The 26415-nt window shown below is 35.3% G+C and carries 24 protein-coding genes and 1 CRISPR repeat array; of the genes, 1 reads left to right on the forward strand and 23 read right to left on the reverse strand.

The features are described 5' to 3' along the window. Positions 1–39: 39 nt before the first annotated feature. The 6 genes from clpB to Q0U74_RS04310 all read right to left on the reverse strand — a co-directional run bounded on the left by clpB (position 40) and on the right by Q0U74_RS04310 (position 6745). Complete coding sequence (clpB, locus tag Q0U74_RS04285) at positions 40–2619, reverse strand: ATP-dependent chaperone ClpB (RefSeq protein ID WP_297392874.1); 2580 nt, start codon at positions 2617–2619, stop codon at positions 40–42. A gap of 20 nt (positions 2620–2639) precedes the next feature. Beyond that, positions 2640–3566: a J domain-containing protein gene (locus Q0U74_RS04290; RefSeq protein ID WP_297392876.1), complete on the reverse strand. Its 927-nt coding sequence runs from the start codon at positions 3564–3566 to the stop codon at positions 2640–2642. Between the two features lie 596 nt (positions 3567–4162). Next, a complete protein-coding gene (locus tag Q0U74_RS04295) occupies positions 4163–4642 on the reverse strand; it encodes a hypothetical protein (protein ID WP_297392877.1) in 480 nt (159 codons plus the stop codon). Next, the gene (locus Q0U74_RS04300; protein WP_019125475.1) at positions 4635–4853 is read right to left on the reverse strand and encodes a helix-turn-helix transcriptional regulator; all 219 of its coding nucleotides are present in this window, start codon (positions 4851–4853) and stop codon (positions 4635–4637) included. Before Q0U74_RS04300 ends, Q0U74_RS04295 begins: the two co-directional genes overlap by 8 nt. 8 nt (positions 4854–4861) lie before the next feature. Further along, positions 4862–5332 (reverse strand): DUF2975 domain-containing protein, encoded by a 471-nt coding sequence (locus Q0U74_RS04305; protein ID WP_297392878.1) that lies wholly within the window; start codon positions 5330–5332, stop codon positions 4862–4864. 192 nt (positions 5333–5524) lie between these two features. Beyond that, complete coding sequence (locus Q0U74_RS04310; RefSeq protein ID WP_297392879.1) at positions 5525–6745, reverse strand: poly(R)-hydroxyalkanoic acid synthase subunit PhaE; 1221 nt, start codon at positions 6743–6745, stop codon at positions 5525–5527. Between the two features lie 379 nt (positions 6746–7124). On the opposite strand from Q0U74_RS04310, the gene Q0U74_RS04315 reads away from it, so the two are divergent. Beyond that, entirely contained in the window at positions 7125–7718 is a 594-nt protein-coding gene (locus tag Q0U74_RS04315; RefSeq protein ID WP_297392880.1) for a leucine-rich repeat domain-containing protein, read from the forward strand. 44 nt (positions 7719–7762) lie between these two features. On the opposite strand, the gene Q0U74_RS04320 is transcribed toward Q0U74_RS04315, so the two are convergent. The 17 genes from Q0U74_RS04320 to metG form a co-directional block, all read right to left on the reverse strand. After that, on the reverse strand, positions 7763–8812 hold the full coding sequence (locus Q0U74_RS04320) for an acyltransferase (protein ID WP_297392881.1): 1050 nt from the start codon (positions 8810–8812) through the stop codon (positions 7763–7765). A gap of 131 nt (positions 8813–8943) precedes the next feature. Further along, entirely contained in the window at positions 8944–10092 is a 1149-nt protein-coding gene (locus Q0U74_RS04325) for a 2-hydroxyacyl-CoA dehydratase subunit D (RefSeq protein WP_297392882.1), read from the reverse strand. 12 nt (positions 10093–10104) lie between these two features. Then, positions 10105–11424, reverse strand: coding sequence for a 2-hydroxyacyl-CoA dehydratase subunit D (locus Q0U74_RS04330; RefSeq protein WP_297392883.1), 1320 nt, complete (start codon positions 11422–11424; stop codon positions 10105–10107). Between the two features lie 20 nt (positions 11425–11444). After that, positions 11445–12266 carry an acyl-CoA dehydratase activase gene (locus Q0U74_RS04335; RefSeq protein ID WP_297392884.1) on the reverse strand — a complete coding sequence of 274 codons (822 nt, stop codon included), beginning with the start codon at positions 12264–12266 and terminating at the stop codon, positions 11445–11447. A gap of 250 nt (positions 12267–12516) precedes the next feature. Continuing rightward, the gene (locus Q0U74_RS04340) at positions 12517–14286 is read right to left on the reverse strand and encodes an acyl-CoA carboxylase subunit beta (protein ID WP_297392885.1); all 1770 of its coding nucleotides are present in this window, start codon (positions 14284–14286) and stop codon (positions 12517–12519) included. Between the two features lie 9 nt (positions 14287–14295). After that, complete coding sequence (gctB, locus tag Q0U74_RS04345; protein ID WP_297392886.1) at positions 14296–15093, reverse strand: glutaconate CoA-transferase subunit B; 798 nt, start codon at positions 15091–15093, stop codon at positions 14296–14298. Beyond that, complete coding sequence (gctA, locus tag Q0U74_RS04350; RefSeq protein WP_297392888.1) at positions 15093–16064, reverse strand: glutaconate CoA-transferase subunit A; 972 nt, start codon at positions 16062–16064, stop codon at positions 15093–15095. The genes gctB and gctA overlap by 1 nt, the downstream gene beginning before the upstream one ends. Before the next feature lie 69 nt (positions 16065–16133). Continuing rightward, entirely contained in the window at positions 16134–17270 is a 1137-nt protein-coding gene (locus Q0U74_RS04355) for a sodium ion-translocating decarboxylase subunit beta (protein WP_297392889.1), read from the reverse strand. Between the two features lie 14 nt (positions 17271–17284). After that, on the reverse strand, positions 17285–17713 hold the full coding sequence (locus Q0U74_RS04360) for a biotin/lipoyl-containing protein (protein WP_297392890.1): 429 nt from the start codon (positions 17711–17713) through the stop codon (positions 17285–17287). 42 nt (positions 17714–17755) lie between these two features. Continuing rightward, positions 17756–18073: an OadG family protein gene (locus Q0U74_RS04365; protein ID WP_297392891.1), complete on the reverse strand. Its 318-nt coding sequence runs from the start codon at positions 18071–18073 to the stop codon at positions 17756–17758. 449 nt (positions 18074–18522) lie between these two features. Beyond that, complete coding sequence (locus Q0U74_RS04370) at positions 18523–19089, reverse strand: manganese efflux pump MntP family protein (RefSeq protein ID WP_297392892.1); 567 nt, start codon at positions 19087–19089, stop codon at positions 18523–18525. A 61-nt stretch (positions 19090–19150) separates the two neighbouring features. After that, positions 19151–19378, reverse strand: a complete 228-nt coding sequence (locus Q0U74_RS04375) for a glutaredoxin family protein (protein ID WP_019125490.1) — start codon at positions 19376–19378, stop codon at positions 19151–19153. Positions 19379–19462: 84 nt separating this feature from the next. Further along, entirely contained in the window at positions 19463–19813 is a 351-nt protein-coding gene (locus Q0U74_RS04380) for a helix-turn-helix transcriptional regulator (RefSeq protein ID WP_297392893.1), read from the reverse strand. Between the two features lie 5 nt (positions 19814–19818). Further along, the gene (rsmA, locus tag Q0U74_RS04385) at positions 19819–20676 is read right to left on the reverse strand and encodes a 16S rRNA (adenine(1518)-N(6)/adenine(1519)-N(6))-dimethyltransferase RsmA (RefSeq protein WP_367178317.1); all 858 of its coding nucleotides are present in this window, start codon (positions 20674–20676) and stop codon (positions 19819–19821) included. Then, positions 20663–21214, reverse strand: a complete 552-nt coding sequence (gene rnmV, locus Q0U74_RS04390; protein ID WP_297392894.1) for a ribonuclease M5 — start codon at positions 21212–21214, stop codon at positions 20663–20665. Before rnmV ends, rsmA begins: the two co-directional genes overlap by 14 nt. Next, a complete protein-coding gene (locus Q0U74_RS04395; protein WP_297392895.1) occupies positions 21211–21975 on the reverse strand; it encodes a TatD family hydrolase in 765 nt (254 codons plus the stop codon). The genes rnmV and Q0U74_RS04395 overlap by 4 nt, the downstream gene beginning before the upstream one ends. 8 nt (positions 21976–21983) lie before the next feature. After that, a complete protein-coding gene (gene metG / locus Q0U74_RS04400) occupies positions 21984–23948 on the reverse strand; it encodes a methionine--tRNA ligase (protein ID WP_297392896.1) in 1965 nt (654 codons plus the stop codon). Positions 23949–24480: 532 nt separating this feature from the next. Next, positions 24481–26389: a CRISPR direct-repeat array (repeat unit 32 nt; unit sequence ATTTCAATCCACGCACCCACGAGGGGTGCGAC). The last annotated feature ends 26 nt before the right edge of the window (positions 26390–26415 follow it).

Raw genomic sequence — 26415 nt, forward strand, 5'->3', positions numbered from 1 at the left:
CATAAAAAAGGACTCGCCTCAGCAAGTCCTTATCTTTAATTATTTAACTTTAACAGACAAATCATCTGCATAGACATCAACTAAAATTGTGTCGCCATCCATTACATCGCCCCTTATAATCATCTTTGAAATTTTAGTTTCAAGAGTGTGGCCAATGTATCTCTTAACTGGTCTTGCCCCATATTGTGGGCTAAAGGATGCGTTTAGGATAAATTCTAGAGCTGCCTTTGTAACTTCAATTTTAATTTCTCTATCTTCAAGTTTTCTTTCAACTTCTTTAATGCTTTGTTTGATGATGTCATAAACTTCATCTCTTTGAAGAGGTTTAAATAAAACTACTTCGTCGACCCTGTTTAAAAATTCAGGTCTAAAGGCACTTCTAAGGTCGCGCATAACTTCTTCTCTTGCAGCTTCAGTTATTTGTCCATCAGCACCAATTCCATCAATTAAGAAGTGTGACCCAATATTTGATGTCATAATTATAACTGTATTTTTAAAGTCTACAGTTCTTCCTTGGTTGTCAGTTAGTCTGCCGTCGTCAAGAACTTGAAGAAGAATGTTAAATACATCTGGGTGAGCCTTTTCGATTTCGTCAAATAAAATTACTGAATATGGTTTTCTCCTTACAGCTTCAGTAAGTTGTCCGCCTTCATCGTAGCCAACATATCCTGGAGGAGAACCCACAAGTCTTGACACAGAGTGTTTTTCCATGTATTCAGACATGTCAATTCTAATTAAGTTTCTCTCATCATCGAAAAGTGTTTCTGTAAGAGCCTTGGCAGTTTCAGTCTTACCTACACCAGTTGGTCCCAAGAAGATGAAGGATCCAATAGGTTTGTTCCTATCCTTAAGTCCTGCTCTCGCCCTTAGGACTGCATCAGATACAACTTCAATTGCCCTATCTTGACCAATAACTCTCTTGTGAAGAATATCTTCTAAGTTTAGAAGTTTGTCTCTTTCAGTTTTATTTAATTTTTCAACAGGGATGCCAGTCCACCTGCTTACAACATAGGCGATTTCATCTTCTGTAACTTCTTCCTTAACCATAGAAGAATCGTCCTTCTTTTCTGATTCTCTCTTGGCAAGTTCCTCCTTTAGTTTTGGAAGAGTGCCATATTTTAATTCAGAAAGTTTTTCTAAGTCGTAATTCCTTTCAGCTTCTTCTATGGCGTGGTTTGTATCTTCAATCTCTTTCTTGATTTCCTTTGTGGAGTCAAGTTCCTTCTTTTCAGCTTCCCATTTTGATTTTAATCTATCAAATTCTGCCTTTTCTTCAGAAAGTTCAGCTTGAAGTTTTTTAAGCCTTTCAGCACTTGCCTCGTCAGTTTCCTTTTTTAAAGCTTGGTTTTCAATTTCAAGTTGCAAAATTTTTCTTCTAACTTCATCAATTTCTGTAGGCATGGAGTCGATTTCTGTCCTTAGCATTGCGCAGGCTTCGTCCATTAAGTCGATGGCCTTGTCTGGCAAAAATCTGTCAGTGATGTATCTGTCAGATAAAGTTGCAGCAGCAATTACTGCAGAGTCAGAAATTCTTATTCCGTGATAAATTTCATACTTGTCCTTTAAACCACGAAGGATGGCAATTGTATCTTCAACAGTAGGCTCTTTAACCATAACCTTTTGGAATCTTCTTTCAAGAGCTGGATCCTTTTCAATATATTTTCTGTATTCATCAAGAGTTGTAGCCCCAATGGCGTGAAGCTCACCACGAGCAAGCATTGGCTTTAAAAGGTTTGATGCGTCCATAGCGCCATCAGTTTTTCCTGCACCAACTATGTTGTGAATTTCATCGATGAATAAAATTATGTCGCCTTCAGATTTTTTCACTTCATTAAGGACAGCCTTTAATCTTTCTTCAAATTCACCACGGTATTTTGCACCTGCAATAAGGGCTCCCATGTCTAGGGAGAAGACAGTTTTATTTTTTAGTCCTTCAGGCACATCTTCAGAGACAATTCTTTGGGCAAGTCCGCCAGCTATGGCAGTTTTACCAACTCCAGGAGGGCCAATTAGAACTGGGTTATTCTTAGTCCTACGAGAAAGAATTCTTATTACATTACGAACTTCTTCGTCACGACCAATTACTGGGTCTAGCTTGCCATCACGAGCAAGTTCAGTTAAATCTTGTCCGTATTTCTTTAGAGCGTCATAAGTTCCCTCAGGATTATCTGTAGTCACATGTTGGTTGCCCCTAATTTTCTTAAGAGCATTTAAAAAACTATCAGCATCAATTTTATGTTTGTTAAAGATAGAAGATGAATCAGTGCCCTTCATGTTTAAAAGAGCAAGATAAATGTGCTCAACAGAAAGATATTCGTCGCCCATTTTTTTCATAAAGTCTTCTGCCTTTTGGAAAAGCTCTCTATAGGAAGAGTCGGCATAAACTTCAGCACCTGATTGCTTAGGAAGTCTTTCAATAACCTTTAAGACATCACTTTTTATCATGTCAGGATTTTTTTCCATATAAGTTAAGACCCTTGGTATAAGTCCTTCTTTGTCATTTAAAAGTGCGTAATTTATGTGAATTTCTTTTACCTCAGGATTGCCGTATTCCTTCGCAATATTGTATGCGCCTTGAACGGCTTCAAGGGATTTTTGAGTAAATTTTTCAAAATTCATAAAAACACCTCATTTTCTTATTATTTATTTAAATTTTGTAATTCTTTATATAATTTAATTTGCTCCTCAGTTAGTTTCTTTGGATTTATGATATTAAAGATGACATAGAGGTCGCCCACATTGCCCTTTAAATCTTTGAAACCCTTGGAAGGAATCCTCATTTTATTTCCTCCCACAAAATTTTCTGGGATTTTTAACTTTAATTTGCCACTTAAAGTTTCCACAGTTTTGCTGCTGCCAAGAGCTGCGTCCCATGGATAAATATTTTCAGTTTTAATAATATCAAGGCCATCAAGGACAAGATCCTTTTCGTCGCGAATGTTAATCTTAAAGAGAATATCTCCAGGAAGACCAAACTTTTCGCCCTTTACCTTAATTTTCTTGCCACGAGTGATTCCCTTAGGAATTTTTACGGCAACTTGATATTCCTTTCTGTTGTAAGTTAAGCTCACATTTTTAGTTGTGCCCTCGTAGGCATCCCTAATGGAGATGGAAAGTTCAGACTCAAACTTGTTTCTGGACTTGTTGGAAGACTTTCCTCTTCCCCTTCCAGACAAATCTCCAAAAATGTCATTTATATTAAAGCCGCCAGAGAAATTTCCTCCTCTGCCAGACCTTGATGAGCCGAAAATAGTTTCGAAGAAGTCAGAAAAATCTGCTCCGCTTCCTCCTGTAGTATAAGTGTAACCATATTGAGAAGGGTCAAAATCGTAGCCGGAAGAAAAATCATAATTAGAGCCAAAAGTATCGTATTTTTTTCTCTTATCGGCATCAGATAGAACCTCGTAAGCCTCAGAAACTTCCTTAAACTTTTCTGCCGCAGCTTCATCGCCTTGATTTACATCAGGGTGATATTTTTTTGCAAGCTTTCTATAGGCACTCTTAATCGCCTTTTCATCTGCATCTTTAGAAACTCCAAGGATTTCATAATAATCTTTGTATTTCAAATTGTAACCTCCTCATATCTATTTAAAATCATTTAATCTAAGATATTTATATCCAAATAAAAAATAAATGAACATAAAGTGGGCTCAAATAAAATGACTTATTTTAATTAAAATGTGAAATTTAAGATTTAATAACTTAAAATCAAAAATTTAAATCTAGTCAAAGACTTAAATCTAGTTAAGAATTTAAATCTCGTCAAAGACTCAAACAAAGTAAGAATTGTTTGACTATCTTTGACTATTTAATTATACAACATCATTAGCACTCTTGCAAGTAGTCTGCTAATTATTTTTTTAAAATTTTTATCTTTTTTGTAAAATTTTTATATTTTTTTATTGTATTTATGAATTTATTATGCTAAACTAATAACAGATTATTTAATACACTTTTTTAATTAATTTCCTTTTTACACGCCGAGATATGCTCGGCAATTTTTTTTGCCTTTTTTTATTTTATGAGAATTTTTTATAATTCTCGGCGGCAAATTTTTTCAAATTATAAAAGTTTCTAAAAAAATATGACGCCAGGGTCAAGTCCTCCACGTCATATTTCTAATTTATTTACTTTTAATTTTTTTAGCTTCAAGTTTATTCTCTTAAGTGTCCCACTGCAAGAATAAGATTTCGCCCTTTTCTTCGTCTATTATGAGGGCAATGAAGTTGCCATATATATTATGAAAGACATTGTCAGATGTTGCTTTAAAGTAAACTTCATTATTTAAATCAATAGAAGTGTCAAAGCCTCTCTTCATAACTGCATTAAGGCAAGTATCGATTTGAGAAAGTTTATTGTCATCCCCTTTAACTTTATAGTCTTCTAGGTCATTTTCTATCTCTTTTATATCAGCTTTGTCTACAGAAAATAAAATTGCAGCTTCCCCGTCTCCGTGAAAGTCTGGCTCTTTATAAAGCTCTCTTACTCTCTTTACGCTTTTAGGAAAGCTTATGCCAAAATCATTTTCCACTTCTTTTACTGATTGGTCTCTACTATCTGAAAGTAAAAATAAAAGAGGAATGGCTGCCAGAAAAATTATAGACATTATAATTAAAACTCTTTTAAATTTTTTATCACTCATCTTCATCACCTTGGTACCTTAAAATATCGCCTACATCACAATTTAAAACTCTGCAAATTTCTGAAAGTGTGGAAAATCTTATGGCCTTGGCCTTATTTGTCTTTAAAATCGAAAGATTGGCTATGGTTATGCCAACTTGCTCAGATAATTCTGTAAGAGACATTTTATTTTTTGCAAGTTCCACATCTAAATCAACAATTATTTTTCCCATGGTCCACCTCAAATCGTCAGATCATTTTCTTCTTTTAGGGCGATTCCTTCTTTGATCAAATCACAAAGTAGAAGAAAAATTTGTGCAATTAACATGGCAACAATTGCTCCCCCTATAAAAATTAGGTTGGTAATTGACCCATCTAGGTTAAAATTTGTGTAAATTATGGAAAGAATTGAAAGGAAAAAAATTCCTATAAAGGAAAGGGCTATGACTTGAAGGTCAAATAACATTCCTCTCTCAAAAATTTTGCCATCACCATATTTTTTTAGGGCAAAAAGTCCAAATAGAAGGGCAAAAATTAAGGCTAATATTATTCCCTGGCACAAAATTAGCATGGGATACTTCATATTCATGAACATTGGATAAATTTTTGCCATAAAGCTAGACAATTTTATCAGCCCATAAAATCCTCCTGCCAAAATAAATAGGGCAATGAAGAGGAGCCCGCCAATAAATTTTACTCGTAATGATTTCATAATAACCTCCCTTTTCTAGGAGTATATCACTTTATTTAATGAATTACAATAATTATTTATCGTTTATCAATAATTTATTAGGCGAGGTAAATTTTTATTCTTACAATTTAAATCCTTGGCATTAATAATTTAAGGCATAAAAAAAGTCTGCAGGAAAACCCACAGACCTTTTTAGGAGAAGATTCTTATATTTTATTTTGCCTTAACTTGTGCCTTTAAAGCAGCAAGCTCTTTTTTCATTTCTTCAACTTCTTTTTTAAGAGCTGAATCAGTTTCAACTTTTGCCTTTTCTTCTTTTAATTTTGCAACTTCTTCCTTAAGAGCCTTAATTTCTTTTTCAGAATCGCTCTTTATCTTGTTAACTTTTCTATCTAGGCTTGATTTAGCTCTCTTTGCATCGTCAAGTCCCTTAGTAAGTCCTTCAACTTGGTCCATGAATTTTTCTGCATCGCTAGCAGTTGCAATTGGAAAATCTTTTAATCTTTCTGCAACTTTTTCCATGTAAGATTTTTTGTTTTTTTCAACAATATCTAAAACTTCTTGAGCTTTTTCCTTATATTCATTAGAGTTTACAAGTTCTCTATAAGCTTTCTCAAAATTATTCATGTAGAATTTGAAGAAATCTGCAAAATCTTCTAGTGAAGCTTCAGATTCAAGTCCATTGATATAAGCTCTTTGAGCCTTTAAAGCTGTTTCTTGATTTTTCTTTTCTAGGAATAAATTAAAATCTAAAAGTTTAAGTTCAAGGTCAAGATAATTTTGAAATTCCCTCTTTGACTCTTCCTTATCTTCTGGACTTACGCCAATAGTTGGCATTTCAAAAATCTTGTCCAAAATTCCTTGGTAAAAATCTTTTACATCTGCAACTAATAATTCTGGTCTATTTTCTATTGCTTTTTCATAAAAATCAATAGACTTTTTAGAATTTTCTATGGCAGGTCTTATAAATTTTTCCAAGTTAAAGTTTTCAAGAACTCTGTAATAGCTATCTGGAATTAGTTTGTAGAAATATTTTTTAGACATTTCAACTAATTCGTCGCTATAAAGTTCAAATAACTCAATTAATTTATTTTGAGCTGAAACAAGATCTAAGTCCTTATAAAAATCGCCATAAGCAAGGTAAAGTTTGTTCAAAAATTCCATATTTTTGTTGTAAGAATCCAAAGATTCCTTGTAGCCAGGAACTTGTGCGAAGAAATCTTTAAAATTATTTTCAAAATTTTCATTGATTTCTCTGTAGTCCTTGAAAAAGTCCATTGGATTTTTAAAGTTGTTTACAAACATATTTCCACCAAAAGGTTTGAAATCTCCAAACTTAAAAGATTCCATAAATTTGCTATAAGCTTCCTTTTGATTTTCAAAAATATTTTTTTGCATTTCCATCATATCTTCAAAAAAGTTTTTATTTTCCATTTTTTTCCTCCTCTTAATACTATTCCACTAGTATTTGTCTTTAATATTTTGCTTTACTGTATTATAACGACAAAAGTTCTCCGGGTCAAATAATGACTACCTTTTCCTGCAAAATAATTTAAATTTTACAAATTTATTACCCACCTATTACTGTTTTTGTATTAAATTCTTTTCGTATTATAATGATACCCACTTAAAGCATTAATTATTTATAATTCGTAACATATTTTACTTAATTCAAACTTTTAGTAACTTTGTTCTTTTTATTTATAAAAAATGTTCATCCTTTCTCTGTTTTACAACCTTCCTTTATAAATTCCAGCCACTATGTTATAATATATGTAAGAAAAAATTTATGTAGGGGGAGGACATACATATTATGGAAAAACCTTGGGAGTTTGACGATTTTATATTTGATGGCGATGTGCTAAAGGGAATGACAAGAAAGGGCAAAGACAAAGTCAAAAATGAACAATTATTTGACATGGTAGTGCCTACTGAAGGACCAGATGGAACTAAGATAAGAGTTATTGGAGAACAATGCTTCTTCAGAAGAAAACTTAACTCAGTTGTAATTCCTGAAACTGTTGAAGAAATTAGGTACGAAGCTTTTGGCGTTAACAACTTAACTGAAGTTGAAATTCCAGATTCAGTAAAAAAATTAGATGCTTACGCATTCTACAGAAACAAATTAACTGATGTTAAAATGCCTGAAAAATTAGAATTCATTGGCGACAATGCTTTTTCTCTAAACGAAATTGGCGAAATTGAAATTCCTGACACAGTTGAATTTATCGGAGTAAGTGCTTTCTACAAAAACAAACTTACTGAAGTTAAATTACCAAAAAATATTAAAGAAATTGACATGTATGCTTTCAGAAAAAATAATATAATGGAAGTAGAAGTGCCATCTGGAATGGAAAAATTGGATGACAGAGCATTTGAAGAAAATGTTCTTGTTAAAAGAGACTAATAAAAAAAATTACAAAAGACTGTTGCTACGATGCAACAGTCTTTTTATTTTGCAAATATTTTATTTTTAATAAATCTTAAGCTTATTGATGTCACAAGTGAAATTATAAATATTAAAATAATTTCTCCCAATGCAATAAAAACTTTTTCTGGTCCCTGAAAGTTAATGTAGGTCAATTTGTGGATGCTAAGAAAATCTAAAAAAGCAACATGAATTATATAGATGACAAAAATATTTTGGGAAACTAATTTTAAAAAGGCTTTAAACTTTTCATTTTTTAAATTTATCTTCATTCCCGTCCCAAAAATTCCGAATGCCAAGCCAAATATTAAAATATTGTTGCTGTGCCAAGTAAATAAATTTATTTCCTCATGACTTGTCATGAATATTGTAAGGACAAGTAACAAATAGGAAAGGATAAAGACAGCAATATAAAAAAATATATTTTTTTTAATTATTTCCCTCTTATATTTTTTAAAGTAGGCGCCTAGCAGTGCATAAAATACATAATTGTAATGACCACTTAGCTCATAGGACTTTATAATTTTTAGACCCTTTAAATCAAATAGGTTTACCAAAAATACTAGGCTAAGGGCAAGAAAAATCCAAGCCTTTAATAAGTATTTAAGCTCGCCATTTTCCCTTCTGACTAAAAAATTTCCCGCTGGAGCAAAAACATATATTAAAATTATTATAAAAATGTAGTAGAGATGAGTCTTAGTGTTTCCATCCATTAAATCATTTTTCATGGCAATAAAATCTATTTGACTGTGATAGTAATATTTAATGTAGAGGCAGGAAAGAAATCTATAAAAAATTTCTGCCAGCATAAAAAACAAGAGAAACTTAAAAATGTCTCTTAAAATCTTTTTTGTATTTATATAATCTCTGGTGTAGAGAAGATATCCGCTTGCCATTGAAAAAACTGGCACGCAAAATCTAAAAAAGGATCCTACAAGTATAAAAAACTTTGAGGAACTTGAGCCCACTTCATAATTTGCTCCTGGTGCAAAAACATGTATTGAAATAGTTGCAATAATTGCAAAAAATTTTATTAAATCTAAATTGTAATCTCTTGTAGATATTTTCTCCATAGCTTATTCCTTTAATTAATTTAATTTAATTCTATCACATAGACTTTCTTTTACAAAGACGACTTTACCCTTAAATTTTCAAAAAAAGACGCCCATTATCAGGCGCCTTAAAATTTATTTTATTAAATTTATTACATTCTATTAAGTTGAACCATTTCGTTAAATGTTTCAAGTTGAGTCTTAACTTGACCGAAGTCAGTCATTTGTTGGTCATAACCCATCTTAATTAGTGGAATGCCAGCTTTTTCGTAAGCTTTCTTTAGTGATGGATATTCCATTTCTTCTGTATCGTTAAATGTCATCATGAATAATAGACATCCGTCAGCATCGTTATCAAGTGCTAGGTCAACAACATATTTTGGTCTCTTCCAAATATCTGGGTCGTAAAGAATTGGGTCTTCGTCCATTCTTGCAAATTGATCAGCTAGAGCCATGTATGGATCTTCTATTGAAGTGTCAACATCAACTTTAAATCCTCTTGATTCACTTGCAACATCATCTGCTACTACGCAAATATTAAAGTTGTCAAGAACTTCAAGAAGTGCTGGGTTGTCAGTTATGATACCAGAAGTAACAACTCTTGGTCCTGTGCATTCTTCTTTTGGCATTGCCTTTAATGCTTCGATTAGTTCTTTAAGCATCTTGTTGTGTTCATCTTTAAGCATGTGGAAAGAAGCCTTTAATACATTACATCTATCAGATGCCTTAATTGTCTTTGAGTAATCTCCACATAATTTAACAAATTCTCTCTTAAGAGCTCTGTTTTCGTTATAAACTTCGAAAGCTTTCTTTAAGTTTTCGTCAGTGATTTTAACGCCACAAACTTCTTCTAATCTTTCAGCAGCTTGTTTAAAGATTTTTGCATTGTAAGTTTTACCAAAATCTTCTTTTCTATGTTGTGCGTGGTTTAAAAATACCATAGGAATTTTTCTACCAACAGAAACTTTATAGTTTTGAGAGAAAGGTCTTAGTGTGTCATCAAGAGTAGTTACCATTGATGCGCTAAGTCCGTCAAGAGAACCGTCAAGACCCATTTCCAAACATCTTAAAGCTAGTGAATAGTAAAATGTTGGGAAGTATTCTTTTGCCTTGTCAATAGGTCCTTGTCCGCCCCATACTCCGTAAGGAACAAGTCCGCCAGCATAAATAATTTCTTCAGGTGCATAGTAAGGGAAAACTCCGACAACTTTTTTGCCTTCATCAAGGTATTTGTCAATTTGTTCTCTTCCATTTTCTGCAATATGTTTAAATTCTTTTAATAATTCTTTTATATCAGTCATTTTGCACCTCTATTAAATTGTAGTCTTAGACCAGTCAGTTTCTTTAGTGTTTTCGAAATTAGTGTAGATTTCTTCGCCCTTAGCAATTCTATCTGCTTTTCTTTCATTCATAATTTCTACTAAACCTTGAACTCTAGTCTTATATTGTTCTTCAGAGAAGTTTCTTTCATCAGCTTGGTCACCGTCAAAGTGAACTACTGGAATGTCAAGGTCTTCTCTCCATCTTCTTTCGATTTCAGGCATTGCTCCTGACCATGGTTTACATGATCTGTTGTAGTTAACAAGTGCTCCAGAAACTCCGTTTTCCTTAGCCATTGTTTCTCTCCATTCAACACCGTCTTCGATACATACTGAACAAGGTGCCTTACAGTAAGCTGCAGCCATTTCTCTAACAGTTGTATATTGGAAACCAAAAGCAGGTGCGTAAACAACAGCAGTTACGTTAACGCCATTTTGTTTTAGTGGTTCAAACAAATGTCTTAGTCCTGGCCAGCAAGGGATACCTTCAAATAGAATTCTGTGTTCTTCTGGATATTCCCAAGTAGAAGTTCCTTCTCTAACTGATTGTTCATATTCAGCTGCTAGAAGTTCGAAACCTTCAGCTGCGTCAATTTCACATCTTGCAGCAACGATGTCTGCCATGTGGTTGAATAAATCAAATCCAGAAAGTGGAGATGGTTCATAAGCCATGTAAGAACAAGCTTTAAGCCATGCAGCAGCAGTTCTATTTGCAATTTTACAAGCTTCTTCAAATTTCTTTTCATCAAATTTCTTTCCAGTTAATTTTTCAAGTTGGTGAATAGCATATTCGAATTGTCCCATTAAGTAATCAACTTTTTCTTCAGGTACATCAACAGTGTTTTGGAAAGGAATGTCAATCATAATCATTGGAATATTGTGCATTCTTGCAATGTTTTCGTACCATTTAGTCATCATGTTACAGATGTTGTTACAGCAAAGAACGAAGTCTGGTTGTGGCATCTTTCTTGAGTCAGTTGGTTCTCCAGCTGCGTAAGCAAGAGAAATTCTTGCGTAACCACAAATGTCGTTATCATATCCCATATCTTCAGCTGTTTGACAAAGTCTTAAACCGTCTTTTTTAGCTGCAGTTGTAGCTGCGTGGTTTTCTGGATATACAGCGTGTAGTCCAAATGCCTTTGCAAGTTCAATAGGGAATTTAGATGATGACCATCCAACTAGTTCTCCTCTTTTCTTAGCATCCCATGCTGCCCCATAAACTCTATCTACTACATTTCTTAGAGCTTGAGCAGCAGGAATATGTCCTTCGATTGGTCTTGGTTTTTTACCAGGTATTTTTTGAATTTCAGCCATAGTTTACCTCCTAAAATAAATTATGCATTAGCTTTTTTATTAGCTTTTAACTTTTCCAATTTACATTTTTGATAACCAAATAGTGCAGCTCCTAGAGCACCATTTAGTTGACATAGTGGTGAAGTGTGTATTTTATGTCCAGTGTTTTCTTCGAGAGCTCTAACCATGCCTTTATTAAGAGCTACGCCACCAGTAAATACTACATCATCATTAAGTCCAACTCTCTTGGCAAGAGAACCAACTCTTGCAGCTATGGAGTCGTGAATCCCCTTAACTATATCTTCAATCTTCGTTCCACTTGCAAGTTGTGAAATAACTTCTGATTCAGCAAAAACTGTGCAAGTAGAGGAAATACTTACATCTTTTGTAGATAATTTATCTAACTCTTCAAGCTTAGAAACATCAACTTCAAGAACCTTTGCAATTACATCTAAGAATCTTCCTGTACCTGCAGCACATTTATCATTCATAACAAAGTTTTCAAGCATACCATTGTCTCCAATTTTAAGAGCCTTGGCATCTTGTCCGCCTATATCAATGATTGTGCGAACATTTGGGAATAAGAAGTAAGCACCCTTAGCATGACAAGAAAGTTCAGACATTTGAAAGTCAGCTTCTTCAAGAGCTGACCTACCATAGCCAGTAGCCATTACATAAGAAATGTCTTCCCTTTTCATGTTAGCATTTTTTAGAGTCTCACTAATAGTTCTAGATGGACCACTAGTTCCTGCTCCAACATCAATAACTGAAGTTGAAATAATTTCTTTGCCATCCTTTAAAATAATACTCTTTGAGGCAGTTGAACCAATATCAACTCCCATTGTATAAATAGCTTCTGCCATACAATCTCCTCTTTAGTTTAAAATTAATATCTTACTCTTCTTAATTCTACTATACTTATGTATCTTTGTCAAAAATCACAAGCCAAGATACTTGAAATTACAAGGCTTTTAGAGCTTTTATGATTTACTATTTATTACTTTTAAAAAGTATATTTTACTAATAGTAAGTAAATAAACAATGAACAAAAATATTGGATAATCCTTTTTAAGATTATCCAATAAGTTGTCATATTTTATATTATTTTTAATATTATTTAATATTATTTATTCTGTCGTAGTCTCTGATAATTCTTGGAGTAAGCATTTGATGAACTGGACAAATTGAAGCTGGGTCTTGGTATGCACTTTCAGTAAAGGCAATAATGTAATTTCTCCATAGGTTCATGTTTACTACTTCATCTACTAGACCATATTTTGCACAAGAGAATGGTCTTGATTTATCATTGTAATCTTGAATCAAGTCGTTCATCTTGTCAATTGTAGGTTGAAGATCCTTTCCTGCCTTTTTATCCTTTGCAAGTCTTCTTGAGTACATTGCAGTAGCAGCAGTTTCTCCATTCATTACATTGATTTCAGTTGCTGCAGAACCAAGTGAAAAGGCATTAGTGTCGTTTCCTTGTGGTCCACCAAGTACATAGTGGGCAGCTGCAGTTCCCTTTCTCATTGTAATTTCCATTTGTGGAAGGTCAGAGTTTTGGATTGAATAAATTAGTGATTGACCAAGTCCTAGTAGTTCAGCTCTTTCTGCATCGTCACCTACATCGATACCTGTTGTATCTTGTAGCCAGATAATAGGAAGTCTGTCTCTAGCACAAAGTGTAACAAATTCATTCATCTTAATTAAACCTTGTCTATAAAGTTTTCCACCAATAGAGATGTGTTTTGGATCATTGTAGTATTCTGGATAGCCCATAAATAGACCTTGAACGTTAGCTACAACACCAACTAGAAGTCCATTAACTTTTGCAAGTCCAGTTACCATTTCTCTACCGTATCCCTTTTTGTATTCCATAAATTCTGAACCATCAAAAAGTCTTGAAATTACATCATATATATCGTAAGCCTTTTTGCCGTTAAGTGGAATAAGTGAATACATGTCGTTAGGGTCGAATAGTGGATTCTTTGGATCATCAACTCTAAAGAATTCTCTTTGGAATTTTGGAAGCATTGAAAGATATTTTCTAATTCCTTCAAGTACTCCTTCTTCTTCAACATAAACTTCTCTCATGAAACCAGTTTGTGCGAAGTGAACGCCAACTGCTCCTGGAGGAGTAGTTTTCTTAGCATGTGCAGCTTGGTCTGCAATTTGGTTAGCTCCTTCTTCGTCGATATATCCCTTAGGATTCATACCGCCAAGGATTCCAGCTCCACCAACAGCCATGTTTGCATCTTTATGAGCAACTATAATTGTAGGTGAAATTGAGTGGTATCCACCACCAGCTGGGTTAGTACCATAAATACCAACTATTACAGGAACTCCACATTGGTTAAGTCTTGAGTTTCTGTAGAATGGAGTACCGCCTCCACGTCTATTTGGATAAACTTTTTCTTGTTCGTCAAGTTTAACACCTGAACAATTTAGTATATAAACTAGTGGAATTCTAAGTCTTTCTGCTGTGTCTGATGCTCTTAAAAGGTCATCAGCTTGTCCAGCAATCCATGCACCTGCAAGTTTTTTGTTGTCTGATGCAACAATGTATACCCATCTGTCGTCAACCTTTGCAAGTCCCTTAACAACACCAGTTGTACCATGGTCATTATCGCCAGGGTTATAAATTGTGTTAAGTGGGCACCAAGTTCCTTCGTCGATAAGTTCAGCAATTCTTTGAAGAGCTGTCATTTCGCCACGTTCATTTACTTTTTCATCTGGTTTTCCAGCAGCAAGAGCTTTTTCAGCAAATACTCTAATTTCTTCTTCAATTTCTCTTAATTGATTAAAGTTTTCTTCATCAACTTCTCTTAATGGGTTCCCAATTGTCTTCATATTTTGGAAATATGAAGCAAGTGAATATTGAGTCATGTGTCCTCCTTATTCTTCTACAGGTCTCTTAATGAAAGCTTCGCCTGGATCTATTTCTTCTCTTATTAATTTAATTACATCTTCATCTGGTTCTTCAAGTTTAACTGCACGAGATACATCAATGTCAAATCCTGTGTTTTCAATAACATCTTCTGGTGAAGAAGAAGGATAGTATCCAGCAAGATACATTCTCTTAGTGTCTTCGTCAAACTTCAAGATACCCTTATCAGTTACAACCATTTGTGGTCCAACATTTTCAGGAATACCTACTCTAGTTCTTCCGCCAGGACCATCAATCCAACCTGGAGAAGTTATATAGTCAACTTTTTCTATAAATCTTCTCTTTTCGTGTTGCATCATGATAATAGTATTAACATAAGTTGCAATACCATTAGCTCCACCAGAACCTGTAAATCTAGTCTTAGGATGGTGGTAGTCACCGATTACTGTAGAGTTAACATTTCCAAATGGGTCAATTTGAGCTCCACCGATAAATGCGATCATTCTCTTCTTGTCATGTCTCCATTCATTAGCTTGGAAACCAACATAAGTTGCATTTGTCCAGTGAACTCCACAGTGTGCCATAAATCTATTGTCACCAACTGATCTTGGAACTTCAATTGGGTCACAGTCCATAAGTCCTGATTCTACGATTAGATAACAATGAGGAGCATAAACTGCTTTAGCAAGAGATGCACCAATTAGAGGAAGTCCTGTTCCTACAATTGCTATTTGACCATCTTTAATTTGTCTAGCAATTGTAACTGCTTGCATTTCTTTATTTGTATAGTTATCGTATCTAGCCATTATTTTTCTTCTCCCTTCTTTAGTACATCTGTAGCGTAACCAAATCCTGGAACATTCTTAAGACCAATTAGTCTTGTAGCTCCAAGCTTGTTAAGGTATGCTTCATGATCTTCAACTCCATATACCCATTCATCTAAGAATGCGTTGAAGTCTTCTTCAGTCTTTGATTTAACATTGTACATCTTGTAGAAATCAGCGTCATAATCATAATAGTCATAACATTGTGAAGGGTGAGCGCCAAATGGTGCGTGAACTACTGCGTCAACACAGAATCCTGGAATCTTGTTGTCATCTGCATCGTAGTTTTTGATGTATTCGTCAGAAACAAGTTCTTCGCAAGTTACGATAACTTTTCTAGCTGCAATTGCAATATCAACATCGTGGAATGTATTTCCAAGAATTCTTGTAGTTCCATCTGGAGAAGCCATTTGAACGTGAATTATTGCAGTGTCAATTTCAGGAACTGGTGCTGCAACAAGTTTTTCTCCTTTTTTGAATGGGTTTTCTACATATATAAATTTGTCATTTGGAAGTTTGTCAATTTTTTCTCTTTCTTCTTTAGAGATTCCCCATTCGTCAACTAAACTTGAACCCATCATAAGTCTAACTGGTAGGTATGGAAGGCCAAGTGCAGCTGCGTGAATTCTTTGCATTTCAACATCTTGAGAGTAGTCTTCCATAAGAAGTTCTCCCTTTTCAATTGCTGCTCTAAATCTTCTTGAAACATTTGTATATCCTGAGTTAGCAGTGTAGCAATTTATGTATGCCTTTACTCTGCCAGCTCCAATTAATGTGTCCCAGTCTCCTCCTGCAGGTCCTGCTTCAACGATAAAATCTTTTTGACCTTGACGCAAAATTTCATTTACTGCTGCGTAAGGTTTTCTGTTAGTTGTAAATCCCCCAAGTGAAATTACATCGCCATCTTCAACATATTTAGCTATGGCGTCTTTAAGTTTCATTACTTTACTCAAGTTAAAACCTCCTTTTGTTCTATATAACTTGATTGCATAAATATTCAGCTCACTATGGAGCTGAATGAATTAATGACTGAATAATATTAAGAATACACCTGCTGCTACGGCTGAGCCAATAACTCCCGCAACGTTAGGTCCCATTGCGTGCATTAGTAAGAAGTTAGTAGGATTATATTTTCTACCTTCAACTTGTGATACACGAGCTGCCATTGGAACTGCTGATACACCAGCTGAACCAATAAGTGGATTGATTTTTCCACCTGTTACAATGTATAAAATTTTACCAAAAATAACACCGCCTGCTGTTGCAAAGCAAAATGCCATTAGTCCAAGAACAATAATCTTAATAGTTGCAGGTTGTAGGAAAGTTGCTCCATCTGCAGTTGCTCCAACTGTTGTTCCAAGCATAATAGTTACAATGTTCATTAGTGCGTTTTGTACAGTGTCAGATAATCTATTAACTACTCCTGATTCCTTAAATAGGTTTCCAAGCATTAGCATACCAAGAAGTGGTGCTACATCTGGAAGAAGTAGTGCTGTGAAAAGTACAACAACAACTGGGAAAATTATCTTTTCTAGTTTAGATACTTTTCTTAGTGATGTCATAACTGTTTCTCTTTCTTTTTCAGTAGTAAGTGCCTTCATAATTGGCGGTTGAATCATTGGAATCAGTGCCATGTATGAATAAGCTGCTACTGCAATTGGTGCTAGTAGGTGAGGTGCAAGTTGTGATGTTGTAAATATAGCTGTAGGTCCGTCTGCTCCACCGATAATACCAATTGATGCTGCTTCTGGTCCAGTAAATCCAAGTTTAACAGCAACGATAAAGGCAACATAAATACCAAATTGTGCTGCTGAACCTAGAAGTAATGAGATTGGGTTGGCAATAAGTGGTCCAAAGTCAGTCATTGCTCCTACGCCCATGAAAATTAAACATGGGAATAAGTTAGACTTAACACCATTATACATGATTGCCAAAACTCCAGAAGATTGCCATGGGTCTCCTACTTCCATTAGACCTGTCATTGGCAAGTTTCTTAAAAGCATACCAAAGGCAATTGGAAGAAGTAATAGTGGTTCAAATTCTTTTTTAATCGCTAGATAAATAAGAATGAAGGATATAATAAACATTACCACATTTTGCCATTGCAATGATGCAAATCCCGATTCACCTAGAATCCCCTGTAATGTTTCTAATAACATATTCCGACCTCCTATTATTCTACAACTGCTAGTAATGCGTCAGTATCTACTGTTTCTCCAGCTGTTACTTTAAGTGTTACTTTTCCTGCACATGGAGCTACGATTTCATTTTCCATCTTCATAGCTTCAAGAATAAGAATAACATCTCCAGATGCTACTGTGTCTCCACTATTAACATTTAGTCTAAGAACAGTTCCTGGCATTGGTGAAATTACATCTCCTGCTCCGCCTGCTGCAGGTGCTGCTGCTGGAGCTGCTGCAGGAGCTGGTGCTGGTGCTGCAGGAGCTGGTGCTGGTGCTTGAACTGGTGCAGCTTGTGGTGCTACTGGAGCTGCAACAGGTGCTGCTGTAAGTGATGCTGGAGTAAGAGATTGGTATCCTCCGCCAACTTTTTCAACTTCTACTTCAAAAACTTTTCCATCTACTTTAACTTGATATTTCATTAATTTCTCCTTTTCATAAATAATAGAATAATTTAAAATAATTTATTTTTTTTCGTTTATAGAAACAATTCTAAAACTTTCAACTCTCGATCTTTCTTGCATGCTAATTGCTCCAACTATTGCTGCTAAAAGTGCAGGGTCCATTGAATTATCAGCCGCTACTTTCTTTGGTGCTGCCTTAGCAGGCGCCGCTACTTGATTTGACTTTCCAGCGTCAGCCTTACCTTGAATACCTCCAACTACTTTAGTAATAATTAAAATTGCTATTAATAAAGATACAAGGGCCAAGAAAACTACGCTAAGTCCTGTCAACGCTACACCAAAGGCCTCTCCCATGGTAAGAGTAACATCTCCTAACATTATCACACCTCCCAATGTGGTTTCATATTACGGAATCCATTCCAGCTTTTAGGAATATTATAACAAAGACCTATGATTAATTCAATTAGAATCTCTATGTATGATTAATTAATCAAAATCTTTTCCAAAATAATTATACATGAAAACATGAGTAAAATAAAGGAAAGCCTCTCTAGTAATTTTGCTAAGATAAACAAATTTTATAAAATTTTAAATATTAATTACATTTGTTAAAAAAAGATTTAATTATGATTTGTTTTTTTAGAAAAATTAATTTTTGACGCAAAATCTTTGACTATATGAAACTTTATTTTTTTATTCTTCTTTTAGAAAATCTTTGCACTCCTTTATAAAAATAAAATTTTTTAAAGGAAAAAAAATAATTTTAAGCTAAAATTTTCCAATAAAAAACTCTCCGCCTAAGCTAAGAGAGTTTTAATATTGTTAAATTAAAAGACAAGTAATCCAAGATGCTCAAGTAAAATTTTTAGTCCAAGAAAAATTAAAATTAAGCCACCTGTAACCTGTGCCTTGCCCTTTAAGGCTATGCCAAAGGCCTTTCCTATTCGCACTCCGAAAAAGGAAATGGCAAAAGTTGTAAAGCCAATTACAAAGACTGCAAGAGATATTTTTATCTTCAAAAAGGCAAAGGACACTCCCACTGCAAGAGCATCTATAGATGTTGCTATGGCAAGCATAAATAAATTTTTAAGGTCTAGCCTATCTCCTTCAATTGTGCAAGTTTTATCCTTTGATTCTCTTATCATATTCACCCCAATAATTGACAAGAGGACAATGGCTATCCAGTGGTCCACTGCTTGAAGCTTCTCTGCAAAAATTGAGCCCAAGAGATAACCTACAAAGGGCATTAGTGCTTGAAAAACTCCAAAAAATAGTGCAATGACAAAGGATTTTTCAAAAAAATTTTTTCTAATGGATAGACCCTTACATATTGCTGCCGCAAAGGCATCCATGGAAAGTCCCACTCCAATAAAAAATACCGATATTAAATTCATCTTCACTCCTCAAAAAAATAGATGCCCCCATAGCATCTATTTCTCTTCTAATTTTTAAAAATTATTTTAACAATTCGTCTAATCTATTTTTGTCGAAGCCAACGATTTGTTCGTCGTCAATGCAGATTACTGGTACTCCAGTGTATCCCATTGCCATAAGTTCGTTTCTTGCTTCTTTGTCAGTTTGAACGTTCTTTTCTTCGAAGTCAACTTCTCTTTCCTTTAAATAATCCTTTGCCATTGTGCAATAAGGACAAGTGTTACTTGTATATACTGTTACTTTACTCATTTTATTCCTCCTCATTACTTACTTTTATTATACTCCAATAGTATAAGTGAAGCAAATTCTTTAAGTTTTTTATAATTAATATTTTTATAATTTGTGTTTTGCGTGTTCTAGTCCGTCTTTAAATATGCATAGGACGTGTTCGTCATCTAGTGAATAGTAGGCTCTTCTGCCCTTTCTCTTTACCTTTATCAAGCTTTGATTTCTTAAAAGTGCAAGTTGATGTGATATTGAAGACTGACTCATGTCAAGCAAGACTGCAATATCGGACACACATAGAGGTCCATTCATCAGCGCATAGATAATCTTTATCCTTGTAGGATCAGATAGGGCTTTAAATATTTGAGAAAGTATTTCTATTAAGTCCTCTTCCTTATTGAAGTTAGAAATATCTTTTTCAACTTTTTTTGAGATTTCATCTATATATTTATCCTTCATTTTTGTTACCCCACACTTTTAAAATTTACACTTAAAAGAATAAATTCTTCAAGCTTTAGAGTTTCAGCTCTTCTGCTCTCATCAATGCCACTTAATTCAAGGGCTCTTCTTATATCATCTTTTGTGTAATTTAATTTTGAATTGGAAAGAGAATTTAAAATAGTCTTTCTCCTAGTTGTAAAAGCTGCACGAACAACTTTAAATAAAAAGTCTGTGTCAACTTCTTCTCTCTTTTTCATCTTCAAGTTCACAACTGCCGAGTCAACATTGGGCTTTGGCATAAAAACTGAACTTGGCACTTGAAACTTATATTTACAATCTGTGTAATAATTTATAAAGACAGATAATGAGCCATAATCTTTACCTCCTGGCTCTGCTGCAAGTCTTTTTGCAACTTCCTTTTGCACCATTACTGTAATAGAAATTAAATTTACCTTAGCCAAAATTAATTTTTCAATTATTGGTGTTGTCACATAGTAGGGAAGATTTGCAACGACTTTAAAGCCCTCATTGCCAAATTCTTCTTGGCAAAGTTTTTTTAAGTCTAAGTCCAAAAAATCTCCATAAACTACTTTAACATTGTCTAGGGCAAGAGTTTCCTTATGAAGCTCCCTTAACTTTTCGTCAATTTCAACCGTTAGGACTTTTTTTGCCCTTAGAGCCAACTCTTCTGTTAAGGTTCCAACTCCAGGACCAATTTCAAGGACATTGTCATCTTCACTTATTTCAGCTGCGTCGGCAATTTTTCTAACAATATTTCCGTCGATTAAAAAGTTTTGCCCCAGGGATTTTGTAAATCTAAATCCATACTTAGTAAGGATTTCTGAAAGTCTGCTTGGTTTATATAATCTATCTATGGGAATTCACTTCCTTCATAGCCTCTTCAAATTCTTCCCTTGTAATGCCAAAGGAATTTAATTTGTGAAGGGTCTTTTTTCCATTTCCGTATCCTATTTTTAGGATTTCCGAAAGTTTTTCGCGTCTCGCACTTGCATCATCAGAATTTATAAGTCTGTTTTCTATTAAATCATCCATAGTATATTCACTTATGGCATCAGTTTTTGTAGCTCGTGCTGCCTTTAGTGCCTTTAAAATTTCTTCGGCAGAGGCATTTTCCACGCCAATATCACCGTGTTTTGTGGAGACATTTTGAGAAAGGTAGGCGTGTTTAGCATTTGGAATTTCATCTGCAATTCTCTTTCTTATTTGAGAGCCCATGTAGTCAGAGTCTGTGAAGATAATTATGCCCTTTTTCTTGTCCATTTCTTTTAAAAGATTTATTAAATTTCTGCCAAAGGCAAAGCCGTGAGTGGTAATAACCTCTGCATCCACTGCCTTTTTAATGGCAATCTCGTCGTCACGACCCTCAGCGACAATTACTTCTTTAATTGTCATTTTCATATTCCAAAAAACCTCTTTGTATTTTCCCCAGTAATTTTTTCAAGCTCTAAGGCATCCATTTGCCTTAAATCTGCAATATATTGGCAGGTAAACTTCACAAGCTTTGGCTCATTTCTCTTGCCCCTATAGGGAACAGGTGTCATGTAGGGACAGTCCGTTTCGAGAAGAAGTCTATCAAGGTCAACTGCCTTGGCAACTTCCTTGGGAGTCTTTGCATTTTTAAAGGTAACTGCACCGCCAAGGGCAATGTAGTCGCCCATCTTTAAATATTCTCTCATCATGTCCACAGATTGGGAGAAACAGTGAATTAAAGCTGTGAAATCATATTTCTCGTGAGCTTCCTTTAAGATGTCAAAGGTATCCTTTGCTGCATCGCGAGAGTGAATTACAATATTTTTCTTTAGCTTTGCTGCAAGCTCAATTTGCCTCTTAAAAACTTCCTTTTGCACATCTCTTGGAGAGTTGTCGTAATAATAGTCAAGACCAATTTCTCCAAGAGCCACGACTTTTTTGTCCCCCGAAAGCTCAATAAGTCTTTTCTCAACTTCATCATCATAAGTGCTTGCCTCATGAGGATGAACTCCAATAGCTGCGTAAATATTATCGTATTTATTAGCAAGCTCCACTGACCTCTCAGATGAAGGGAGGTCAGAAGAATTATTTATAACAAGTTCTATTCCATTTTCACCTAAACTCTTTATTATGTCCTCTCGGTCTCCGTTAAAGGCCTCGTCGTCTAAGTGCACATGTGAATCTATCATAGTTTCTCCTAACTAATTTTTGCTCCTGATTTAATGTCAGCTAAAGTTGATGCAAGAGTAAGATTTCCATCATCATCTGCTGCAGCAAGAAGCATACCGTTGGACTCAACGCCCCTTAATTTAATTGGCTTTAGATTTAAAATCATGAGGATTTTTTTGCCAACTAAGTCATCTTTCTTGTAGTAATCCTTTATGCCAGAGACAATTTGTCTATCTAAATCGCCAACTTTTAATTTTAGGACATAAAGCTTATCAGCATTAGGATGATCTTCTACGCCAACAATTTCTGCAACTCTAATATCAAGTTTTGCAAAATCTTCTATATTAATTTCCTTTTTTATATCTTCAGCAATATCTTTATCTTGGTGACCTTCTGCCATTATTCTAGAATTTAAAAGAGCAGTGTTTTCTTCGTTAAATCTATCAATTTCAGCTTCGATGTCAAGTCTTGGGAAAATAACTTCGCCCTTATTTACCTTAGTGCCATCTTCTAATAAGCCAAAAGTTCTTGCATCTTCCCAATTAATTTCGCCACTTACACCAAGTTGCTCTCTAATCTTTAGAGAAGTATCCTTGATAAATGGATAAATTAAAACAGAAACAATTCTTAAACTTTCTGCCAAGTTATATAAAACAGTGTTAAGTCTGTCCTTTTTGTCATCGTCCTTTGCAAGCTTCCAAGGTTCAGTTTCATCAACATACTTGTTGGATCTTCTGATTAACTTCCAAATCGCCTCAAGAGCTACAGAAAATTGGTAGTGTTCCATTGCATCTTCCACTTCGTCAATTACAGAAACAGCAAGATTTTTAAGATCATCATCAACATCTTCTCTTGCGCCCTTGTCTTCAATTACTCCATCATTATATTTAGAAATCATGGAAACAGTTCTTGAAAGAAGATTGCCAAGGTCGTTGGCTAAATCAGAATTAAGTCTTTGCATGAATTTTTCAATATTAAAGGATCCGTCAGAGCCAAAAGAAAATTCTCTTAGCAAGAAATACTTAAGAGCATCAACGCCATAAAGCTTGATAATTGGCTCAGGATAAATAACATTTCCCTTAGACTTACTCATCTTGTCGTTGTCAAATAAAATCCAGCCGTGACCAAAGACCTTATCAGGAAGAGGCAAATCAAGTGCCATTAAAATAGCAGGCCAAATAATAACATGGAATCTAATAATTTCCTTGCCAACAAAGTGAACGCCAGCTGGCCAATAAGAATTAAACTTTTCCTTGTCAGTGCCATAACCAATAGCAGTTAAGTAACATGCAAGAGCATCTATCCAAACATAGACAACATGCTTATCATCAAAGGGAACCTTAACTCCCCAATCAAAAGTAGACCTAGAAACAGAAAGGTCTTCAAGACCGTCCTTGCCTTCGAAAAAGTTTTTAATCATTTCATTTTTTCTAAAAGCAGGCTCAATAAATTCAGGGTGGTCTTCATAATATTTTAAAAGTCTGTCCTTGTACTTAGAAAGTCTAAAGAAATAAGATTCCTCATGAGTAAGCTGAGTTGGTCTTCCGCAGTCAGGACAATTGTGGTCTTCACCAACTTGTGCCTCAGTCCAAAAAGATTCACAAGGAGTACAATAATAACCTTCATATTCGCCCTTGTAAATGTCGCCCTTGTCGTAAAGCTCTTGGAAAATATTTCTAACATCTTCTTCGTGATCCTCATCAGTAGATCTGACAAAATAATCGTAGTCAATGTCCATAGTTTTCCAAAGCTTCTTGATATTTTTGACAATGCCATCAACATATTCCTTTGGCTTCATGCCAAATTCCTTTGCCTTAGTCTCTATCTTTTGACCATGTTCATCAGTACCAGTAGTAAAGAAAACATCGTAACCTTGCATTTTTTTAAATCTCTTAACGCAATCAACTGCCACAGTGCAGTAAGTATGACCAATGTGAAGATTATCACTTGGATAATAAATTGGCGTCGTAACATAAAATTTTTTATTGCTCATAAAACCTCCATAAAAAAACCCAATCCCTGGGGATAAGGTCTTGGCAAAATCTGTCAAAATTCCGATTAAAATCTATCATAATTAAAATAATTATAACTGAAATCGCCTATAAAATCAATTTAAGCCTTGAAATCATGAGATAAAAAGAATTAATGCAAAATATGTATTAAATGAATTAAAATATTTTATAAAAATCTAAATTATTTGCTTATGTAAAAACTATTAATCAAAGCAGCTTGAAAAATTATTATATAATTTTTCCCTTTAATAGCAATCTTTTAAATTAAAAAAACCTAGCTCATAAGCATCCTTACCTTGGGCTAAACATTCTAATATAATCTCTCTTTCGTATTCTTCAGAAATTCCAATATTTGGAAAAATATCTCCATATTTTTTACATATTTACTTTCTAAATCCTTAATATTTTCCATAATATAAGATTAACTCCCAGACAAGCTCACAATGTTTTTTAAATCAAAAACTTCTTAAAGTTGGGGCGACTTTATCATCACAGCAAATGACACTTTTTTGCATTACAATCCACGCACCCACGAGGGGTGCGACCAAATGTAAGGTTAGCCTGACTGTCTAAGTCAATTATTTCAATCCACGCACCCACGAGGGGTGCGACTTTACTTTATTTCAAATTATTATTTCTATTTGTAAATTTCAATCCACGCACCCACGAGAGGTGCGACTCGTGCGATAGTAAGCCTTTGACGTTTTCAAAGAGATTTCAATCCACGCACCCACGAGGCGTGCGACATAGATTGTCAGTAACATAGCAAATGTTGATTGGTCATTTCAATCCACGCACCCACGAGGGGTGCGACGTGTGTAAATGGTACCTGGACTTTTTAGGCAGCGTATTTCAATCCACGCACCCACGAGGGGTGCGACCCAGTAAAAATTGTATAAAAATAAATACAATTAAATTTCAATCCACGCACCCACGAGGGGTGCGACATGTTACAGTGTCAGTGTACTTAGGGCTTGCAGATTTCAATCCACGCACCCACGAGGGGTGCGACTATTCAATAGCACTAGCTTGGACCTTATCCATGACATTTCAATCCACGCACCCACGAGGGGTGCGACTGATGGCTATGTTTTTTGCACAAAGAATTATCCTTATTTCAATCCACGCACCCACGAGGGGTGCGACTGGATCATAGATTACATGGAGAATGACTATGACAAAAATTTCAATCCACGCACCCACGAGGGGTGCGACTTGTAAAAACTGGTTGTCCCGTTGAGGTTGTAGTAGAATTTCAATCCACGCACCCACGAGGGGTGCGACACAGAATTTGACTTTGACTGTACTTTGCCAAGTGAATTTCAATCCACGCACCCACGAGGGGTGCGACTTACAAGCCAATAATAATCCACGACAGCGATGATATTTCAATCCACGCACCCACGAGGGGTGCGACATTAAGTCCCAGGTATCCCCAGATTTTGTGATGTATTTCAATCCACGCACCCACGAGGGGTGCGACACCGGCACAAATAACTTTTTAAGTTGTGGCACTTCTTCATTTCAATCCACGCACCCACGAGGGGTGCGACAGCTAGTATTCTTTAATTTTTTTTTAGTAATTTTATTTCAATCCACGCACCCACGAGGGGTGCGACGCAAGGACTGAGGGCACAGGCATTTACGCACTTAATAATTTCAATCCACGCACCCACGAGGGGTGCGACGAGGAGGATAGAAATGGTAGAGAAAAAAGAAATAAATTTCAATCCACGCACCCACGAGGGGTGCGACAAGTTCGTTGGTAGCCTTATTATATTTACTCTCCCAATTTCAATCCACGCACCCACGAGGGGTGCGACGTGCCTTATGTATCTCCATCTAACAAGATGATTAATTTCAATCCACGCACCCACGAGGGGTGCGACTTGATAAATGGGTGGACACAATCGTAAACGATACAGATTTCAATCCACGCACCCACGAGGGGTGCGACGTTGCCATGTGGGTTATCCCCAAACTTGTTGCAATTTCAATCCACGCACCCACGAGGGGTGCGACGCCCCAAGCTAAGTGGTCAATACTTCCTCCAAATTTATTTCAATCCACGCACCCACGAGGGGTGCGACGTCTGTGGTGTTTACAATTTCCATAAGTTGAGTCATTTCAATCCACGCACCCACGAGGGGTGCGACGTCCAGACATATATGGGTTAGGCTCTTCAAGTAAATTTCAATCCACGCACCCACGAGGGGTGCGACATTTGGCATCTGAAGACCTGAATGTGTCTAAATTATTTCAATCCACGCACCCACGAGGGGTGCGACTTTGTCTTCCCATTGCATATCTCATAGCAGATATATTTCAATCCACGCACCCACGAGGGGTGCGACATTAAATTACCAAAAATTGTCGCTGATTATTATAAGATTTCAATCCACGCACCCACGAGGGGTGCGACGTGAGACGATGTATTTATATATAAGA

This window comes from uncultured Peptoniphilus sp., assembly GCF_946998875.1.
Taxonomy (GTDB): Bacteria; Bacillota; Clostridia; order Tissierellales; family Peptoniphilaceae; genus Peptoniphilus_A.